This is a genomic window from Citrobacter sp. MGH103, assembly GCF_001034475.2.
Lineage (GTDB): Bacteria > Pseudomonadota > Gammaproteobacteria > Enterobacterales > Enterobacteriaceae > Citrobacter > Citrobacter freundii.
In genome coordinates, this window is record NZ_CP073043.1 from 1,734,739 (window position 1) to 1,754,129 (window position 19,391).

Annotated in this window: 16 protein-coding genes; 9 read left to right on the forward strand and 7 right to left on the reverse strand. The window is 50.8% G+C overall.

What is annotated here, in order from left to right; all coding sequences use genetic code 11:
* Positions 1–27: 27 nt before the first annotated feature.
* From SK33_RS08180 to SK33_RS08190, 3 genes are all read right to left on the reverse strand, one after another.
* A complete protein-coding gene (locus SK33_RS08180) occupies positions 28–1,116 on the reverse strand; it encodes a sugar kinase (protein ID WP_003027430.1) in 1,089 nt (362 codons plus the stop codon).
* Between the two features lie 2 nt (positions 1,117–1,118).
* Positions 1,119–1,976 (reverse strand): deoxyribonuclease IV, encoded by an 858-nt coding sequence (gene nfo / locus SK33_RS08185; RefSeq protein ID WP_003027428.1) that lies wholly within the window; start codon positions 1,974–1,976, stop codon positions 1,119–1,121.
* Positions 1,977–2,041: 65 nt separating this feature from the next.
* Positions 2,042–3,091, reverse strand: a complete 1,050-nt coding sequence (locus SK33_RS08190) for a YeiH family protein (protein WP_003027424.1) — start codon at positions 3,089–3,091, stop codon at positions 2,042–2,044.
* Between the two features lie 178 nt (positions 3,092–3,269).
* Here SK33_RS08190 and yieE point away from each other — a divergent pair, with 178 nt between their 5' ends.
* The 3 genes from yieE (at position 3,270) to tnpA (ending at position 6,425) form a co-directional block, all read left to right on the forward strand.
* Positions 3,270–4,151, forward strand: coding sequence for a DNA-binding transcriptional regulator YeiE (gene yieE / locus SK33_RS08195; protein ID WP_003027421.1), 882 nt, complete (start codon positions 3,270–3,272; stop codon positions 4,149–4,151).
* Positions 4,152–4,346: 195 nt separating this feature from the next.
* The gene (lysP, locus tag SK33_RS08200) at positions 4,347–5,816 is read left to right on the forward strand and encodes a lysine-specific permease (RefSeq protein ID WP_003027419.1); all 1,470 of its coding nucleotides are present in this window, start codon (positions 4,347–4,349) and stop codon (positions 5,814–5,816) included.
* Positions 5,817–5,990: 174 nt separating this feature from the next.
* Positions 5,991–6,425 carry an IS200/IS605 family transposase gene (tnpA, locus tag SK33_RS08205; RefSeq protein ID WP_041162689.1) on the forward strand — a complete coding sequence of 145 codons (435 nt, stop codon included), beginning with the start codon at positions 5,991–5,993 and terminating at the stop codon, positions 6,423–6,425.
* Between the two features lie 85 nt (positions 6,426–6,510).
* On the opposite strand, the gene SK33_RS08210 is transcribed toward tnpA, so the two are convergent.
* On the reverse strand, positions 6,511–8,496 hold the full coding sequence (locus SK33_RS08210; protein WP_048218247.1) for a ligand-gated channel protein: 1,986 nt from the start codon (positions 8,494–8,496) through the stop codon (positions 6,511–6,513).
* 279 nt (positions 8,497–8,775) lie between these two features.
* Positions 8,776–9,612, reverse strand: a complete 837-nt coding sequence (gene fghA, locus SK33_RS08215; RefSeq protein WP_048218245.1) for an S-formylglutathione hydrolase — start codon at positions 9,610–9,612, stop codon at positions 8,776–8,778.
* 322 nt (positions 9,613–9,934) lie between these two features.
* On the opposite strand from fghA, the gene folE reads away from it, so the two are divergent.
* The 6 genes from folE to mglC all read left to right on the forward strand — a co-directional run bounded on the left by folE (position 9,935) and on the right by mglC (position 16,854).
* Complete coding sequence (gene folE / locus SK33_RS08220) at positions 9,935–10,603, forward strand: GTP cyclohydrolase I FolE (protein ID WP_003027410.1); 669 nt, start codon at positions 9,935–9,937, stop codon at positions 10,601–10,603.
* Between the two features lie 14 nt (positions 10,604–10,617).
* Positions 10,618–11,775 carry a DUF418 domain-containing protein YeiB gene (yeiB, locus tag SK33_RS08225; RefSeq protein WP_003027405.1) on the forward strand — a complete coding sequence of 386 codons (1,158 nt, stop codon included), beginning with the start codon at positions 10,618–10,620 and terminating at the stop codon, positions 11,773–11,775.
* A gap of 144 nt (positions 11,776–11,919) precedes the next feature.
* A complete protein-coding gene (gene galS / locus SK33_RS08230; RefSeq protein ID WP_003027402.1) occupies positions 11,920–12,945 on the forward strand; it encodes an HTH-type transcriptional regulator GalS in 1,026 nt (341 codons plus the stop codon).
* 292 nt (positions 12,946–13,237) lie between these two features.
* Entirely contained in the window at positions 13,238–14,236 is a 999-nt protein-coding gene (gene mglB, locus SK33_RS08235) for a galactose/glucose ABC transporter substrate-binding protein MglB (RefSeq protein ID WP_003027399.1), read from the forward strand.
* A 71-nt stretch (positions 14,237–14,307) separates the two neighbouring features.
* A complete protein-coding gene (gene mglA / locus SK33_RS08240) occupies positions 14,308–15,828 on the forward strand; it encodes a galactose/methyl galactoside ABC transporter ATP-binding protein MglA (protein WP_003027396.1) in 1,521 nt (506 codons plus the stop codon).
* A 15-nt stretch (positions 15,829–15,843) separates the two neighbouring features.
* Positions 15,844–16,854 carry a galactose/methyl galactoside ABC transporter permease MglC gene (gene mglC / locus SK33_RS08245; RefSeq protein ID WP_048218242.1) on the forward strand — a complete coding sequence of 337 codons (1,011 nt, stop codon included), beginning with the start codon at positions 15,844–15,846 and terminating at the stop codon, positions 16,852–16,854.
* 57 nt (positions 16,855–16,911) lie between these two features.
* On the opposite strand, the gene preA is transcribed toward mglC, so the two are convergent.
* Positions 16,912–18,147 carry an NAD-dependent dihydropyrimidine dehydrogenase subunit PreA gene (gene preA / locus SK33_RS08250; RefSeq protein ID WP_016150653.1) on the reverse strand — a complete coding sequence of 412 codons (1,236 nt, stop codon included), beginning with the start codon at positions 18,145–18,147 and terminating at the stop codon, positions 16,912–16,914.
* A complete protein-coding gene (locus tag SK33_RS08255; RefSeq protein WP_048218241.1) occupies positions 18,141–19,382 on the reverse strand; it encodes an NAD(P)-dependent oxidoreductase in 1,242 nt (413 codons plus the stop codon). The genes preA and SK33_RS08255 overlap by 7 nt, the downstream gene beginning before the upstream one ends.
* Positions 19,383–19,391: the final 9 nt, after the last annotated feature.

A 19,391-nucleotide genomic window follows, 5' to 3' on the forward strand; every position in this document is an offset into this window, starting at 1 on the left:
ATAAGCGTAGCGCTATCCGGCAGACATTCAAGCTGTTTGCAGCAAATACAGAGCGTTATCCGCAGAGAGCGTTGGGTTGTTGATACTGACGCTGGCCCGCGATAATGCTGCGCAGGCCATGGCAAAGCGCGCGCTTTCACGAAACTCACTGCCTTCCAGAAAGCTGTACAGTAATCCCGCCATAAAAGCGTCATCGGCACCAAAACTGTCTACCACCGTATGCTCAGGCGGCGTCAATAAAAACTGTTCGCCGTCCTTTTCGCTGCAAAAAACGGATTCATCTTCCAGGCAGACAAAAATGCGTTTTACCCCTTGCTGATGCAGGCTATTGACGGCCAGTACGCGATCCGCATCAGTATGAATAGGTTGGCCCCATAAAATCGCCAGCTCTTTCTGCGTGGGTTTTAGCGTATGAATACGCGTAAACCAGGTTTTCATTTTTTCCGCTTTGAACTCTGAAACGGTGTCAATAAATACCGGAATATCATCGGCAATAGTAAAGACCCACTCAATGGCTTCGGCGGTCAGATTGCAATCGGCCAGTACGACACCGGAATGGCGAATCAAATCTCGCGAACCGTTAAGCAACTGCGGCGTCAATTGTTGCAGGATATGGGTATCGTTAATGGCCAGTACGGTCTCTTCCTGTTGATTAGCGATCGACAGGTAGGTTGAGGTGTTGTGTCCATGCAGACGGATGCAGCTGGAAACGTTAACCCCAGCCTGACGCGTTTGTTCCAGCAATGTTTCGCCATAGAAGTCACTGCCAACAGCGGAAATTAAATGTACGTCGCGGCCCAACAGCGCCAGGTTGTGGGCGATGTTACGTCCTACACCGCCTGCTGAGCAATGAATGCTGCCAGGGTTAGAGGCTGCCTGCGGATAATGGATGTCTGCAACACCCCGGATATCCATGTTGATAGCACCGACAACCACGCAATAATCCTGTTCGGTAAGGATATAACCTTTACCTTTGATCATGCCTTTACGCATTAAATCCATAATATGCGCAGCGACGCGTGAACGGCTGATCTGCAAAATATCGGCGATTTCATTCTGCTGAATCAACGGATTGCGGCGCAAGATCTTAAGGATCTGCTTTTCCCTGTCGTTCATGATTAGGCCACCGCTTTTTCAGTTTGCTGGGCTTTCAGCCAGGCAATCTCTTCTGCCCAGATATCTGGATTAATGGTTTCCAACACCAGCGGAATGCCGTCAAAACGATTGTCCTGCATGATCCAACGGAAGGCATCGTGGCCAATATTGCCTTCACCTAAGCTGTGGTGACGGTCAACGCGGCTGCCAAACGTGCTCTTGGCGTCGTTCAGGTGCATACCGCGCAGATACTTGAAGCCGACAATTCGTTCAAATTCCGCAAACGTCTTTTCACATTCCTCAACGGAACGCAAATCGTAACCGGCCGCGAAGGCGTGGCAGGTATCAATACAGACGCCGACACGGGATTTATCTTCTACGCCGTCGATAATGGCGGCCAGGTGCTCAAACTTAAAGCCAAGGTTACTGCCCTGTCCGGCGGTATTTTCAATGACCGCCGTAACGCCCTGGGTCTGGGCAAGGGCAATGTTGATCGATTCCGCAATGCGCGCCAGACATTCATCTTCCGGAATCTGCATCAAATGGCTGCCCGGGTGAAAGTTAAGCAGGGATAAGCCAAGCTGTTCGCAGCGTTGCATTTCATCAAGAAACGCGTCACGCGATTTTTCCAGCGCATCGCTGACCGGGTGACCGAGGTTAATCAGGTAGCTGTCGTGAGGCAGGATTTGTGCGGAAGTATAGTGATACTTCTCGCAGGCAGATTTGAAATCATCAATGATTTCGGTGGTCAGCGGCGCGGCACGCCACTGACGCTGATTCTTGGTGAACAGGGCGAATGCGGTCGCTTCGATTTCTGCGGCTCGAATAGCGGCGTTAGCCAGACCGCCAGCGGCGCTTACGTGCGCTCCAATATATTTCATAAATTAAACCCGCCATACTCAAAAGGGGAGAGTATAGCGGGTTAATGGGGGGGAGTCGTGCTCGTTTATGCCATCAGCGCGTGGATAGCGAGGTTAATCGCGCCACCGCCCACAATCAGCCAGACAAACAGCAGCAGGGCCATCAGTAACGGTTTAGCACCGGCTTTTTTCAGGGCGCTAACGTGAGTGGTCAGCCCCAGTGCGGCCATCGCCATTGCCAGCAAAATGGTATCCAGTGTTACCAGCATGTTCACTACCGACTGCGGCAGAAAGTGGAACGAGTTAAAAATCGCGACCACAATGAACAGGATGGCAAACCACGGAATGGTGATTTTGCTCTTCTCACCACCGGAAGCCGGAGACAGCTGTTTAACGCGAGCGGCCAACAGGATAAGGAACGGTGCCAGCATCATGACGCGCAGCATTTTGGCAATAACTGCGGCATTTTCCGCATCCGGGTTAATGGCGTGCCCGGCAGCCACTACCTGTGCCACTTCATGCATGGTGGAACCAATGTAAATGCCGTAGGTTTCCGGGCTAAACCAGTGTGCCAGCAGCGGATACATTGCCGGATACAGGAAGATAGCGATGGTACCGAAGATCACTACGGTGGCGACAGCGACGGTTACCTTACTGGCTTCCGCCTTCACTACCGGCTCGGTTGCCAACACGGCGGCGGCACCACAAATGCTGCTCCCCGCGCCAATCAGCCAACTGGTGTGGCGGTCCAGACCAAACACTTTTTGCCCCAGGAAACAGGCAATCATAAAGGTACTGCTTAGCGTTAACACATCAATCACGATACCGCTGACGCCGACGTCAGCAATTTGCGCGAAGGTGAGGCGGAAGCCGTAGAGGATGATCCCCAGACGTAATAAATGTTGTTTAGCAAACAGCACACCGCCGTCACAGCTTTTCCAGATGTGCGGATAGACGGTGTTGCCGAGAACCATCCCCAGTAAGATTGCTAAGGTGAGGGCGCTGAACCCGGCACCTGCAACGGCGGGAATGGATCCACCCCATAAGGCGACCCCAGTGATAACTGCACTCAGGGCGAGCCCCGGAATAAAATGCCACGCTGTACGACGATGAGTCTGCAAGGTGAGTTCTGTCATATCCTTCTCCTTTATCTGGGTAAAAGAGTACGGCGAAGTGGTTTAAAAATAAAATTGATTATATATTTATAATTAATCTATATAAGTGGTATACCCGTCATACTTCAGGTTGCATGTGCGCTGGCTGCAACTCGAATTATTTAGGGTATAAGTAACGGTTATCCGGTGGAAAACGACTATGCATATCACCCTGCGACAACTTGAAGTGTTTGCTGAGGTATTAAAAAGCGGCTCAACGACCCAGGCGTCTGTCATGCTGGCATTGTCGCAGTCGGCGGTGAGTGCGGCACTTACCGATCTGGAAGGGCAACTCGGCGTGCAACTGTTTGACCGTGTTGGTAAACGACTGGTGGTCAACGAACACGGGCGCTTGCTCTACCCACGGGCGCTGGCGCTACTCGAGCAAACGACCGAAATCGAACAGCTTTTCCGCGAAGATAATGGCGCTATCCGGGTTTATGCCAGTAGCACCATTGGCAACTATATTCTCCCTGCCATGATCGCCCGCTATCGGCATGATTTCCCTGATTTGCCGCTGGAGCTTAGCGTGGGCAACAGCCAGGACGTGATCAATGCGGTGCTGGATTTCCGGGTAGACATCGGGCTGATTGAAGGGCCGTGTCACAGTACGGAAATTATCTCTGAACCGTGGCTGGAAGACGAGCTGGTGGTGTTCGCCGCACCGTCGTCACCGCTTACAAAGGGACCCGTTACGCTGGAACAACTGGCTGCTTCGCCGTGGATCCTGCGTGAACGAGGATCGGGTACGCGTGAACTGGTGGATTACCTGCTGTTGTCTCATTTGCCGAGATTTCAGATGGCAATGGAGTTGGGTAACTCCGAGGCCATTAAGCATGCGGTGCGCCATGGCCTCGGGATCAGCTGTTTGTCACGGCGGGTCATTGCCGAGCAGTTACAGGCGGGAACGCTGAGCGAAGTTCCTGTGCCGCTTCCACGTTTGGTCCGCACGCTGTGGCGTGTTCATCATCGACAAAAACATATCTCCAATGCCATTACGCGCTTTTTGCGCTACAGCGACCAGGTAGAGCAGGGGGAATAGGACGTTCACTGTCGTAATGACTCCTTTTTGCATAATGGCGGTTGCGTTTTAACCGCCTTGCACCCTCTATTTTCTGCTTTACTTATAATCCGCGGCCAGTCATGAAGGTCTCTTATAACAGCGCATTTGTGCCGGAAGAATGCCGTTTCGTCTGCTACAATCGCGCCTCATTTTTTGGATGGATAGCATTTTCACATGGTTTCCGAAACTAAAACCACAGAAGCGCCCACGCTACGTCGTGAACTGAAGGCGCGTCACCTGACGATGATTGCCATTGGAGGCTCCATCGGTACAGGTCTTTTCGTTGCATCTGGTGCAACTATTTCTGCAGCGGGTCCTGGCGGCGCGTTGTTCTCTTATATTCTGATCGGTCTGATGGTGTATTTCCTGATGACCAGCCTCGGTGAACTGGCGGCCTATATGCCGGTTTCTGGCTCGTTTTCCACCTACGGTCAGAACTACGTAGAAGAAGGCTTTGGCTTCGCGCTGGGCTGGAACTACTGGTACAACTGGGCGGTAACGATTGCCGTTGACCTGGTGGCCGCACAGCTGGTGATGAGCTGGTGGTTCCCGGACACGCCGGGTTGGATCTGGAGTGCGCTGTTCCTCGGCGTGATCTTCCTGCTGAACTACATTTCCGTTCGCGGATTTGGTGAAGCGGAATATTGGTTCTCACTGATCAAAGTTACCACCGTCATTATCTTCATCGTAGTTGGCGTAATGATGATTTTCGGTATCTTCAAAGGCGCTCAGCCGGTGGGCTGGAGCAACTGGACGACCGGTGATGCACCGTTTGCCGGTGGTTTTGCTGCGATGATTGGTGTGGCGATGATCGTCGGCTTCTCCTTCCAGGGGACGGAGCTTATCGGTATCGCGGCAGGTGAATCTGAAGATCCTGAAAAGAACATTCCACGTGCGGTACGTCAGGTATTCTGGCGAATCCTGCTGTTCTATGTGTTCGCGATTTTGATTATCAGCCTGATTATTCCGTACACCGATCCAAGCCTGCTGCGTAACGATGTGAAAGACATCAGCGTTAGCCCGTTCACGCTGGTATTCCAGCATGCGGGTCTGCTGTCTGCGGCAGCGGTGATGAACGCAGTTATCCTGACGGCGGTGCTGTCTGCAGGTAACTCCGGGATGTACGCTTCCACGCGTATGCTTTACACCCTGGCATGTGACGGTAAAGCGCCACGTATTTTCGGCAAACTGTCTCGCGGCGGCGTACCGCGTAACGCGCTGTATGCGACCACCGTGGTGGCGGGGCTGTGCTTCCTGACCTCGATGTTTGGCAATCAGACCGTATACTTGTGGCTGCTGAATACTTCCGGAATGACGGGCTTTATCGCCTGGCTGGGGATCGCCATTAGCCACTATCGCTTCCGTCGCGGTTATGTGCTGCAGGGCCACGATGTGAAGGATCTGCCGTACCGTTCTGGCTTCTTCCCGCTGGGTCCGATCTTCGCCTTTGTGCTGTGCCTGATTATCACTCTCGGCCAGAACTACGAAGCGTTCCTGAAAGACAGCATTGACTGGGGCGGCGTGATGGCTACCTATATTGGTATCCCGCTGTTCCTGATTATCTGGTTTGGCTATAAGCTGACCAAAGGAACCCATTTTGTTCGCTACAGCGAAATGAAATTCCCGGGTCGCGTAAAAAAATAACAGTATAAAAAGCATAACAAAAACCCCGGCATGATGAGTGCCGGGGTTTTTTATTGTCACCCCTAAACCACCTCCTAGGGAGGTGGTGATTGATCCTGTAAGGCTATAGCCTGAAGAATGCCCATGCCGGAATATCTCTGCTTACTCACCACAAGTAAAAGGAGACAAACCAACATGGGGCTTTACAGGAGTTCATCACATGTATATTGGCGTTGCAAATACCACATAGTCTGGACACCAAAATATCGATTCAGGATCCTCAAAGACAAGCTGGGCAAGGAGCTTTACAGGACAATCTACATTCTCTGCGGAATCAAGGATTGTGAAGTTCTGGAGTTAAATGTCCAGCCAGATCATGTACATCTAGTCGTCATCGTCCCACCTAAAATCTCAATATCAACGCTAATGGGCCATTTGAAAGGTCGCAGTGCCATCAGGCTCTACAATCGTTTTCCACACATCAGGAAGAAGCTCTGGGGAAACCATTTTTGGTCGCGTGGTTACTTTGTAGATACGGTAGGAGTGAACGAGGAAATTATCAGAAGATATGTGCGGCATCAGGAGAAAACGGAACAAACACATGAACAACAGATGGAATTGCTAGAGTAGTAAGCGAAAGGTGAAAGTAGCCCCCCTTACAGGGGGCATTTTCAAAAGCCACCTTCTAAGAAGGTGGTCTTTTACTGCGTCAGACTTAGAAGCTGTAAGTCATGCCAACCGTGTAACGACGACCATCGAGAACGGTGTCGTAGGTATCGTAATCGATTTGCTTATCCAGCACGTTATACACGCCAGCGGTCATCAACAGATCCTTGGTGGCATAGTAACGTAAACCCACATCGACCTGCGTATAGGACGGCGTACCCTGTGCCATGGAAGTACGGCTCAGGTATTCAGACGTTTTTCCACGCAGATTCAGGCGGCTCCAGAAACCGAGATCTTGCGTGGCCTGCCAGTCCAGCGTCGTGTTAAACATATGCTTCGGCATTTTGTTCAATGGCTGGCCGGAGAACTGACCGCTTTTCTGTTCAGATTCCGTGTAAGTGTAGTTCGCCGTCCAGTTGACGTCTGACGAAATCTTCCAGCCGAAGGTGGATTCTACGCCACGCATATTGGCTTTATCGACGTTAACGCGATCGCTGACGAAGTCATAATGGGTATTGCCGATGGTGCAGGCCGGATCGGAACTGCTGTTACAACGGCGCACTTCGGTGATTTTGTTTTTGAAGTCGGTATTGAACAGGGTGACGCCCGCGTTGAGGTTATCGCCGTTATCCCACAGTAAGCCGATTTCTTCGCTGAGGCTTTTCTCCGGCTTCAGGTCCGGGTTGCCGACAATGATTCCGTTCAGACGACCGCCGCCAGTGACCTGTCCCCAGCTGGCAGAAGACTGGCGCAGATCCGGGGCGCGATAGCCCGCGGAAACGCCGCCTTTTAAGGTCCATTGATCGCTCAGATGCCATACGCCATAGCCGCGTGGCGTCCAGTTGTCACCGTAGTTTTCATCCTTATCCATACGCAGACCGCCGGTCAGCGTAAAGGTATCGGTAACGGCCCATTCATCTTCAGCAAACAACGCCCAGCTCCAGCGGGTCAGTTTGTTCAGCCCATCAGCCGCTTGCAGCTGGTTGCCGTTATCGCGCAGTTTTTCATAACGGTATTGCCCGCCTAGCGTCAGGGTATGCGCTCCAAGGAATACCTGGTTCTGGTTATTGAAAATCGTGTTGTAGGACTTCATCTGGCGACCCGGGTTTTCGCTCTCTTCCTGCTGGACATAGCTGGTGGAGTTGAAGTCATCGTAATAACCGCTATGGGTTAAAGAATACGTCGTGTGCACATACTTGCTTTCGCTTTTGCTGTTCGGCTTACAGCTTCCGTTACGACAGTTTTCCTCAGCCATAGATTTGCCTGGGGTACTGTCGCGATCCTGCAATTCACGTGCGTAATCGAAATCGATATCGTTTTTATCGTCTGGCGTAAAGTTCAGGGTTAAGCCCCCGTTACGCATACGCTGTTCATTGTAGCCATTGAGGATTTTATCTTCCGCCCGATGGGAGAATAACCCGGTCACCTTCGCGCCAAGTAATCCGTCAATCAGTGGCCCAGATGCATAGGCGTTGGTCTGGTAAATATCACCGGAGTCTCTGTCTTCCTGGAAAGTGGCATCGCCGTGCAGAGAACCGGTCCAGGCTTTGGTATTCGACACTTTCTTGGTGATGACGTTAATGACACCGCCCATCGCGTCGGAGCCGTACAGGGATGACATCGGGCCACGGATGACTTCGATACGCTCGATGGATTCAAGCGGCGGCAGCCAACCTTGTTCAATACCTGAGTTGTCGCTATTAGGACGTGTGCCGCGGGTGCTGATGCGTTTACCGTTGACCAGGAAGAGCGTGTATTGCGAAGCCATACCGCGAATACTGATATCGCTGCTGCTCCCCCCGCCGGTGACGACGACGCCAGGGACATCTTTTAGCGCATCGGTGACATCGCGATAGGCTTTGTCCTCAATCTGCTGCTTGGTAATAACAGATATCGAAGCCGGGGCATCCTGAATTTTCTGCTCAAAGCCGGTAGCGGTAACTACCACGGTATCTTGTTCAGCGGCATGGCCGAGTGATGGGAGACTGGCGACGCATACTGCGGCAGCTACAGCCTTAACGTGAGGTATAGTCATTTGTATCATTCCATTTAAATGAATCAAACTGCGCGTCATGTGAAAGGCCATGACAATTGTATGTATTTGTCTTTTAAGGACTCTTTTCAGTAAAGAAGCGGGAGGATTGTACAAAAGTATGAATATTTGTAAACACAAATGATAATAGAAATCATTTGTGTTTGATGTGATTTGGGGTGAAATACTTTTTTAATCAATAAGATAGTGAAGGAAGAAAAAAGGAGAAAAAGTGAAGGAATGATGGAGAAATGAAGAGGGCTTACGCCCTCAACTCAGAAATTACTTCAGCAAATACTGGGCGTGGAAGCGCAGGTGATCCTCAATAAACGACGCAATAAAGTAATAGCTGTGGTCGTAACCTGGCTGGATGCGTAGCGTCATTGGCCATGCAGTCTGACGGGCTATTTCGGCCAGCACTGCTGGCTGCAACTGATCGGCAAGAAACTGATCGCTGTCTCCTTGATCAATTAGCGTCGGAATCGCGTCTGTGGGCTTACTGGCCAGCATTAACGCGCAGCTATCCCACTCAGTCCATTGTGTTTTATCTTCACCCAGATAAGCGCTAAAAGCCTTCTCGCCCCACGGAACGCGACAAGGGTTTACGATCGGCGCAAAGGCTGAAACGCTGGTGTATTTCCCGGGATTTTTCAGCGCCATAATCAATGCGCCGTGACCCCCCATAGAGTGCCCGCTGATGGCGCAGCGATCGCTGACGTTAAACTGCGAATGAATCAGTGCCGGAAGCTCATCACGCAGATAGTCATACATACGAAAATGCGTTGCCCATGGCTGCTGAGTGGCATTGAGGTAAAATCCCGCGCCCTGGCCTAAATCGTAACCATCATCGTTGGCAACCTGCTCGCCGCGCGGGCTGGTGTCTGGCATCACCAGAACAATACCGAGCTCAGCCGCGATGCGCTGTGCGCCGGCTTTGGTGGTGAAGTTTTCATCATTGCAGGTCAGGCCCGACAGCCAGTACAGCACCGGAGGCGGGGCGTTATCGCGGGGTGGTGGAAGAAAAATACTGAAGGTCATGGCGCAATTTAACGTGGTGGAGTCGTGACGCCAGCGTTGCTGCCAGCCTTCAAAACAGCGGTGCTCTTCAAGCATTTCCATGCGTGGCTCCTTGTTGTGTTGAACCTGTATGTGTTTGCGAACTCACCATAATACAGATTATTCATTGCACTGTGAGTAACTTTCACTTCCGCATTGAGCAAACATACTTCATCATCTATATAACTTTACATTAACACTCGACGTCACCGGGCTGAACAGAAAGTGAAGTTGCTACAGCTGAAAGGCTGTGCCAATTTCAATAATTATCGCGGTGAATACTGGATTATGTGCGCCGCCTCACGCACAATGTTCTGGCTGTGATACAGCCTAAAAACTTTGCCCCATGCAGGGCAGAGGCGCCCCACCTGCAGGAGAAGAAGAAATGTCATCACTCAGTAAAGAAGCGGCACTGGTTCATGAAGCGCTGGTTGCGCGTGGTCTCGAAACCCCGCTGCGCCCGCCCGTGCAAGAGATGGATAACGAAACACGCAAACGTCTTATTTCTGGCCATATGACCGAGATTATGCAATTGCTCAATCTCGATTTGAGCGATGACAGTCTGATGGAAACTCCGCATCGCATTGCGAAAATGTATGTCGATGAGATTTTCTCCGGCCTCGATTACGCCAACTTCCCGAAAATCACCGTCATTGAAAATAAAATGAAGGTGGACGAGATGGTCACGGTCCGCGATATTACGTTGACCAGCACCTGCGAACACCACTTTGTCACTATCGATGGCAAAGCGACGGTGGCGTATATTCCGAAAGATTCGGTTATTGGTCTGTCGAAGATTAACCGCATTGTGCAGTTCTTCGCCCAGCGCCCACAGGTACAGGAACGCCTGACCCAGCAAATTCTCACCGCGCTGCAAACGCTGCTCGGGACGAATAATGTGGCGGTGTCGATTGATGCGGTGCATTACTGTGTGAAAGCGCGCGGCATTCGTGATGCGACCAGTGCGACCACCACCACTTCTCTTGGTGGATTGTTTAAGTCCAGCCAGAACACGCGTCAGGAATTCCTGCGCGCAGTACGTCATCACAACTGATTAGGGCAGGAACCATGGAGCGTAATGTCACGCTGGATTTTATTCGTGGCGTCGCCATTCTTGGTATCCTGCTTCTCAATATTAGCGCCTTTGGCTTGCCAAAGGCGGCATATCTCAATCCTGCGTGGTATGGCGACATCACCTTATCCGATGCCTGGACCTGGGCGCTGCTCGATCTCTTTGCGCAGGTAAAATTCCTCACGCTGTTTGCGCTGCTGTTCGGTGCCGGTCTGCAAATGCTGCTCCCACGCGGTAAACGCTGGATCCAGTCACGGCTTACGCTGCTGGTGCTATTGGGTTTTATTCACGGTTTATTCTTCTGGGATGGCGATATCCTGCTGGCATATGGCTTGATCGGCCTGATTTGCTGGCGGCTGATCCGGGATGCGCCGTCGGTAAAAAGCTTATTTAATACTGGTGTGCTGCTGTATCTGGTGGGCGTTGGCGTACTGCTGCTGTTGGGTGTGATCTCCGGGAGCGAAACCAGCCGCGCCTGGACGCCGGATGCTTCAGCGTTGCTGTATGAAAAATACTGGAAAGTGAACGGCGGAATGGAAGCAATCAGCAATCGCGTGGATATGATGTCCAATAGCTTGCTGGCGTTGGGTGCTCAGTACGGCTGGCAACTGGCGGGGATGATGCTGCTCGGCGCGGCATTAATGCGCAGCGGTTGGCTAAAAGGGCAGTACAGTTTGCAACACTATCGACGTACCGGCGTGCTGCTGGTCATTATTGGGATGGCGATAAACCTGCCTGCTATCATCGCTCAGTGGAATCTGGACTGGGCCTACCGCTGGTGTGCTTTCCTGTTACAAGCCCCGCGAGAGCTGGGAGCGCCGATGCAGACCATTGGTTACGCCGCGCTGATGTACGGTTTCTGGCCGCAGCTTAGCCGTTTAAAATGGGTCATTGCTGTCGCCTGTGTGGGACGCATGGCGTTAACCAACTATCTGTTACAAACCTTAATCTGTACCACGCTGTTCTATCAATTCGGCTTATTTATGAAATTCGACCGGCTGGAGCTGCTGTATTTCGTCATCCCGGTCTGGGTCATTAACTTACTTTTCTCCGTGATATGGCTACGTTATTACCGCCAGGGCCCGGTGGAATGGCTGTGGCGTCAATTAACCCTGCGTGCTGCAGGGACATCATTACCGCGAACATCCAGATAACGATCTGGATCACATTCATTAACAAAATGGATGTAAGCGCTTTCATTCCTGTGACATCACTCACGCAGTCCGTTTCATTGTGCTGACAAAATACCCAGCCTGGGGTGTCTGTGGGCAGCCGCAATCTAAAACAGGGCAGTGAATATGGTAACCATTCGTGATGTGGCACGGCAGTCTGGCGTTTCTGTAGCGACCGTTTCCCGCGTACTGAACAACAGTGCGCTGGTGAGTCCCGATACGCGTGAAGCGGTAATGAAAGCAGTCACTCAGCTTGGCTATCGACCTAATGCCAACGCACAAGCGCTGGCGACGCAGGTAAGCGACACGATTGGTGTTGTCGTCATGGATGTATCAGATGCGTTTTTTGGCGCGCTGGTAAAAGCCGTGGATATGGTTGCCCAACAGCATCAGAAGTATGTCCTGATTGGCAACAGCTACCATGAGGCGGAAAAAGAACGTCATGCCATTGAGGTGTTGATTCGCCAACGCTGTAACGCATTGATTGTACACTCTAAAGCACTGAGCGATCGGGAACTGGCCGAGTTTATGGATCAAATCCCCGGCATGGTGCTGATCAATCGCCTGGTACCGGGTTACGCCCACCGTTGCGTCTGCCTGGATAACATCAGCGGCGCTAAAATGGCGACCCGTATGTTGCTGAATAATGGTCATCAACGCATCGGTTATCTGGCATCAAGCCATCGCATTGAAGATGACACCATGCGCAAAGAAGGGTGGTTAACTGCTCTGAAAGAGCAGGGGATTGTTGCGGCAGAAAGTTGGGTCGGCACCGGTTCGCCCGATATGCAGGGCGGAGAGTCTGCGATGGTGGAACTGCTGGGGCGCAATTTACAACTGACGGCAGTCTTCGCTTATAACGACAATATGGCCGCTGGCGCGCTGACAGCGCTAAAAGATAACGGTATCGCTATTCCATTACACCTTTCAATCATTGGCTTCGATGATATTCCCATCGCGCGTTACACCGATCCGCAGTTAACCACCGTGCGCTATCCCATTGCCTCTATGGCAAAAATGGCGACGGAGCTTGCACTACAGGGCGCGGCTGGCACGTTGGATCCGCAGGCGACGCATTGCTTTATGCCGACGCTGGTACGTCGCCATTCAGTGGCGCTGCGGCAGAATGCGGCACCGATCACTAACTTATAATGCAGCGCGATGTAACCGCTTTCAATATGTGAGTAAATTCACAGTATATTAACAATGCGATAGCTATGATGACACTGTTTGTTGCGCTGTAACTACTATGTAACGGTGAATAATCACTTTCATCGAGGTATAGCTGCCTTAAACGATAATTAAAGCCTGTTTTGGGAGCGTTGCCAGACACGGAAGAAATATTTTTAAAAGTGAGCTTCGGCGTTCAGTAACACTTCAGTAACGTTCTGCCTGCCGAGCATTTATCTCAAGTACTACCCTGCATAATAAAACCGGAGATACCATGAATAAGAAGGTGTTGACCCTGTCTGCTGTAATGGCAAGCATGTTATTCGGCGCGGCTGCGCACGCTGCTGATACCCGTATTGGTGTGACTATCTATAAGTATGACGATAACTTTATGTCAGTGGTACGTAAGGCTATTGAAAAAGATGCCAAAGCGGCGCCAGATGTACAACTGCTGATGAACGACTCGCAGAACGACCAGTCCAAACAAAACGATCAGATCGACGTGCTGCTGGCAAAAGGCGTTAAAGCACTGGCGATTAACCTGGTTGACCCGGCAGCTGCAGGCACGGTCATTGAAAAAGCACGCGGACAGAACGTACCGATCGTGTTCTTTAACAAAGAACCTTCTCGCAAGGCGCTGGACAGCTATGACAAAGCGTATTACGTCGGTACTGACTCTAAAGAGTCCGGTATTATTCAGGGTGATTTGATTGCCAAACACTGGGCAGCTAACCCGAACTGGGACCTGAACAAAGACGGCAAAATTCAGTTTGTTCTGCTGAAAGGCGAACCGGGACACCCGGATGCTGAAGCACGTACTACTTACGTGATTAAAGAGCTGAACGACAAAGGCATTAAAACTGAGCAACTGCAGTTAGATACTGCAATGTGGGATACCGCTCAGGCGAAAGATAAGATGGATGCGTGGATGTCCGGTCCGAACGCGAACAAAATCGAAGTCGTTATCGCCAACAACGATGCGATGGCAATGGGCGCAGTTGAAGCGCTGAAGGCACACAATAAAACCAGCGTACCGGTATTTGGCGTGGATGCCCTGCCTGAAGCACTGGCGCTGGTGAAATCTGGCGCTATGGCCGGTACCGTGCTGAACGATGCTAATAACCAGGCGAAAGCCACCTTTGATCTGGCGAAAAACCTGGCTGATGGCAAAGGTGCGGCAGATGGTACTAACTGGAAAATTGAGAACAAGATTGTTCGCGTTCCGTACGTAGGTGTCGATAAAGATAATCTGGCCGAGTTCACCAATAAGTAAATACTCCGTCTGTGGGCGCAATTTCATTGCGCCCTTAATAACGCACTCTGCAAGGCCAACAAGGTATAATTATGGTCAGCACACATACTCAGTCGTCAGGCGAATACTTGTTGGAAATGACCGGCATCAACAAGTCCTTCCCCGGCGTTAAGGCGCTTGATAATGTCAATTTAAAAGTCCGCCCGCATTCTATTCACGCCTTAATGGGGGAGAATGGCGCGGGGAAATCAACATTATTGAAATGTCTTTTCGGCATCTATCAAAAAGATTCCGGCAGTATTTTATTTCAGGGTAAAGAAATCGACTTTCATTCTGCTAAGGAAGCGCTTGAGAATGGTATTTCGATGGTACACCAGGAATTAAACCTGGTATTACAACGCTCTGTGATGGACAACATGTGGCTGGGACGCTATCCCACCAAAGGCATGTTTGTCGATCAGGAAAAAATGTACCGCGATACCAAAGCGATATTTGATGAACTGGATATTGATATCGATCCGCGTGCGCGCGTCGGCACATTATCCGTTTCACAAATGCAGATGATTGAAATTGCGAAGGCGTTCTCCTATGACGCCAAAATCGTCATCATGGATGAACCAACTTCATCGTTAACCGAGAAAGAAGTTAATCATCTGTTCACCATCATCCGTAAGCTGAAAGAGCGTGGATGCGGTATTGTTTATATTTCTCACAAAATGGAAGAAATTTTCCAGCTGTGTGATGAAATTACCGTTCTACGCGACGGCCAGTGGATTGCGACCCAGCCGCTGGAAGGGCTGGATATGGATAAGATCATCGCCATGATGGTAGGGCGTTCACTGAACCAACGTTTTCCGGATAAAGAAAACAAACCTGGTGAAGTCATTCTGCAAGTGCGTAACCTGACCTCGCTGCGTCAGCCGTCGATTCGTGATATCTCGTTTGATTTACACAAAGGGGAAATTCTCGGGATTGCCGGTCTGGTCGGCGCAAAACGCACGGATATTGTTGAAACGCTTTTTGGTATTCGTGAGAAATCATCGGGTACGATTACGCTACATGGCAAAAAGATTAATAACCACAGTGCAAATGAAGCCATCAACCATGGTTTTGCGCTGGTCACGGAAGAGCGCCGCTCAACCGGTATTTATGCGTATCTGGACATTGGTTTTAACTCGTTAATTTCTAATATCCAAAATTACAAAAACAAAGTCGGTCTGTTGGATAATTCCCGCATGAAGAGTGATACCCAGTGGGTAATTGACTCCATGAGGGTGAAAACGCCAGGCCATCGTACGCAAATCGGTTCACTGTCCGGTGGTAATCAGCAAAAGGTGGTTATCGGCCGCTGGTTATTAACGCAGCCAGAAATACTGATGCTGGATGAACCGACGCGTGGTATCGATGTTGGCGCGAAATTTGAAATTTACCAGTTAATTGCTGAACTCGCGAAAAAGGATAAGGGGATTATTATTATTTCCTCTGAAATGCCGGAGCTGCTGGGTATTACCGATCGTATTCTGGTGATGAGCAATGGTCTCGTTGCCGGAATTGTTGACACTAAAACAACAACGCAAAACGAAATCCTCCGTCTTGCGTCTTTGCACCTTTAAGATTAGGGGCTCCTCATGAATGCGTTAAATAAGAAAAGTTTTCTTACTTACCTGAAAGAAGGCGGAATTTACGTTGTTCTTTTGGTTTTGCTGGCGATTATTATTTTCCAGGATCCCACTTTCTTAAGCTTACTAAACCTGAGTAATATTCTCACACAATCCTCGGTGCGTATTATTATCGCATTGGGTGTGGCTGGACTGATTGTTACCCAAGGGACCGACCTGTCGGCGGGGCGTCAGGTTGGCCTGGCGGCAGTGGTTGCAGCGACTTTGTTGCAGTCGATGGAGAATGCCAACAAGGTGTTCCCGGAAATGGCGACGATGCCGATCATTGTAGTGGTGCTGATTGTCTGCGTGATTGGTGCCATTATCGGTCTGGTGAACGGTATTATCATTGCTTACCTGAACGTGACGCCGTTTATTACCACCCTGGGTACGATGATTATCGTTTACGGGATCAACTCCCTGTACTACGACTTCGTCGGTGCATCGCCAATCTCTGGCTTTGATAGCGGATTTTCAACCTTTGCACAGGGCTTTATTGCACTGGGCAGTTTCCGACTCTCCTACATCACCTTCTACGCGCTGATTGCCGTGGCCTTTGTGTGGGTGCTGTGGAACAAGACCCGCTTCGGTAAAAACATTTTCGCCATCGGCGGAAATCCGGAAGCAGCGAAAGTGTCTGGGGTAAACGTTGCGCTGAACCTGTTGATTATCTATGCGTTGTCTGGCGTGTTCTATGCCTTCGGTGGTTTGCTGGAAGCCGGGCGTATCGGCTCGGCGACCAACAACCTCGGCTTTATGTATGAGCTGGATGCGATTGCGGCGTGCGTGGTTGGTGGCGTGTCGTTCAGCGGCGGGGTAGGTACCGTGTTTGGCGTGGTGACCGGTGTGATTATCTTCACCGTCATCAACTACGGTCTGACCTACATCGGCGTAAACCCTTACTGGCAGTATATTATCAAGGGCGGCATTATCATCTTCGCGGTCGCGCTGGACTCACTGAAGTACGCGCGTAAGAAGTAATCGTACAACGTAAAAAGCCCGGAGCAGCGCAACCTGCACCGGGCTTTTTTATCCGCGTTACAACGTTAACGCATGTTCTTTCTCTCCGGGTTTAAATTTCACCTCGCCCAGATCAATACAGGCTACCGGGCAAACGTGACCGCACAATAAACATCCCACACATTTTTCTGTATTGCAGTGCGGTGTACGGGTTTCCTCATTCCATTCCATCGCCTGATGCCCGCCGTCATAGCAGGAGATGTAGCAACGACCACAGCCGACGCATTTATCAAGATGGATGTTCGGATAGACAATGTAGCTACGGTCAAGCTCCTCGGCGGGGATTATATTGGCATTGGCCAGACCCACCATCTCCTCCAGTGAGTCAAACCCTTGATCGGCGAGGTAATGTGACAGCCCGCTGATCATGTCCTCCACAATCCGATATCCATACTGCATGATCCCGGTGGTCACCTGCAGCGTGGCAGCGCCTAACAGTAAAAACTCGGCGGCATCTTCCCAGGTCTCAATTCCTCCAATGCCGCTAATCGGAAAATCCCGCAGTTCAGGGTGCATGCGTAGTTGTTGGATAAATCGCAGGGCGATAGGTTTAACGGCCTTGCCGGAGTAGCCGGAAATACTAGATTTACCGTTGACGACCGGCATCCCGATTTTCCTGTTCAGGTCGATGTTAGTGATGGATTTAACCGTATTGATGGTCGCGATGCCGTCGGCTCCTCCGCGTTTTGCCGCCAGCGCCACCTCACACATATCACCAATATTTGGTGTCATTTTAGCCAGCATTGGCAGGGACGAACCGCGTTTAACCGCCCGACAGTATTTTTCAACCAGCTCAGGGCTTTGTCCTACATCGCTGCCCATAGCATGCGAGGTCATTTGCGGGCAGGAGAAGTTACACTCGATCATATCTGCACCCGCTTCTTCAACCAGGCGGGCCAGTTCCTGCCATTGCTGCTCATTTTCCCCCATGATCGACGCAATCAGAACCTTATCCGGGTAGTCTTGTTTCAGTCGCCGAATAGCAGCCAGATTCTCCTCCAGCGGATGCTCGGCAATTTGCTCCATGTTTTTGAAGCCAATAAAGCCGGTATCTTCTTTGCTGAGATGGTCAAAACGTGGGGAAACTTCATTCGCAATAAAGAACCCGATCGTTTTAAAAACAATGCCGCCCCAACCGCTATCATAGGCTTTGGCGCACATTTCATAACAGTTGCCCACCGGGGAGGAAGAGAGGCAGAACGGGTTGGGAAATTTGACGCCGCAAAAGGTAATAGAAAGATCTTTCGTTAACATGAGCAAGCTCCCTCTAAATAGTGATGAATGGCCTGAGCGGCTTCTTTTCCGGTTTTCACGGCGTAAACGACCGTTTTATCGCCTTCAACAATATCGCCTGCAGCAAACAGAACCGGATCAGCAGTTTGGTAGTTTTGCGTATTGATTAGATTGCGCTGTGGCTTTAACGTGGCGAAATTATCAAGCTGAGCGTGTTGACCAACGGCAAGAATAATGTGCTCGGCTTCTAGCATGAGTTCGCCTGGCAGGCGTACGTGCTTAAAGGTAACTTGATTTCCGCTTACCGCCACGGGCGTGAAACCGTCAATAATCGACACGCCTAATGCCTGGGTGCTGCTGAATTCTTTATCGCTGGCCGGAAAATCAGCCAGTTCTTCACGCGCGACACAGGTGACTGACGGGCAGCCCAGCAGTTTCAACGTACTGGCGACATCCATCGCCACGTCGCCACCGCCGATGATCAATGCACTTTTGGCGACGGTAATATCTCCGATTGATTGCCGGGCTCTTTGCAGAAAATCGACGGCAATTTCAACGTGATTCGCTTTCTCAAAAAGAGGCAATGTTGAGCCGTAAGACATACCTGGGGTAACCAGTACGGCGCGATATTCTGCTTTGAGTTGCTCAACGGAAAGGGCATTGCCGACTTCACAATTGCACTTGATGGTCACGCCCATTTCAACGATACGGGCAATTTCATGATCCAAAACCGAATGCGGCAAACGAAACTCTGGGATGCCATAGCGCAACCAGCCGCCTGGCTGAGCCTGTTTTTCGAAGATGGTTACGTCATAACCAAGATTGCTCAGCGTTACGCTGGCCTGTAATCCTGCCGGACCTGCACCGATAATAGCGACCTTGCCCAGCGTTTTTGTTGCCGGCTGATAGATTTTCATCGCGGTTTGCTGTTCAAAATCGGTAATAAAGCGCTGCAGACGCGCAATATCGATAGGTTTATCAATTCCTGAACGCGTACACCCGCGCTGGCATAATTTTTCGGTTGGGCAAACTCGAGCGCACACCGCACCGAGCGCATTATTTTCGCGGATAGTTTCGGCTGCGCCTTTAAAATTACGGAAATAAATGGAGCGAATAAATTTCCCCGGGTCGGTTTGCGCCGGGCAATCCTGACTACAGGGGGCATCGTGACATAATAAACAGCGGGAAGCCTCTTTTATTGCTAATAATGGGGTAAAAGCAGGCGTGAGCTCATCCAGATAATTTTGTTGTGGCATATTTTCTTC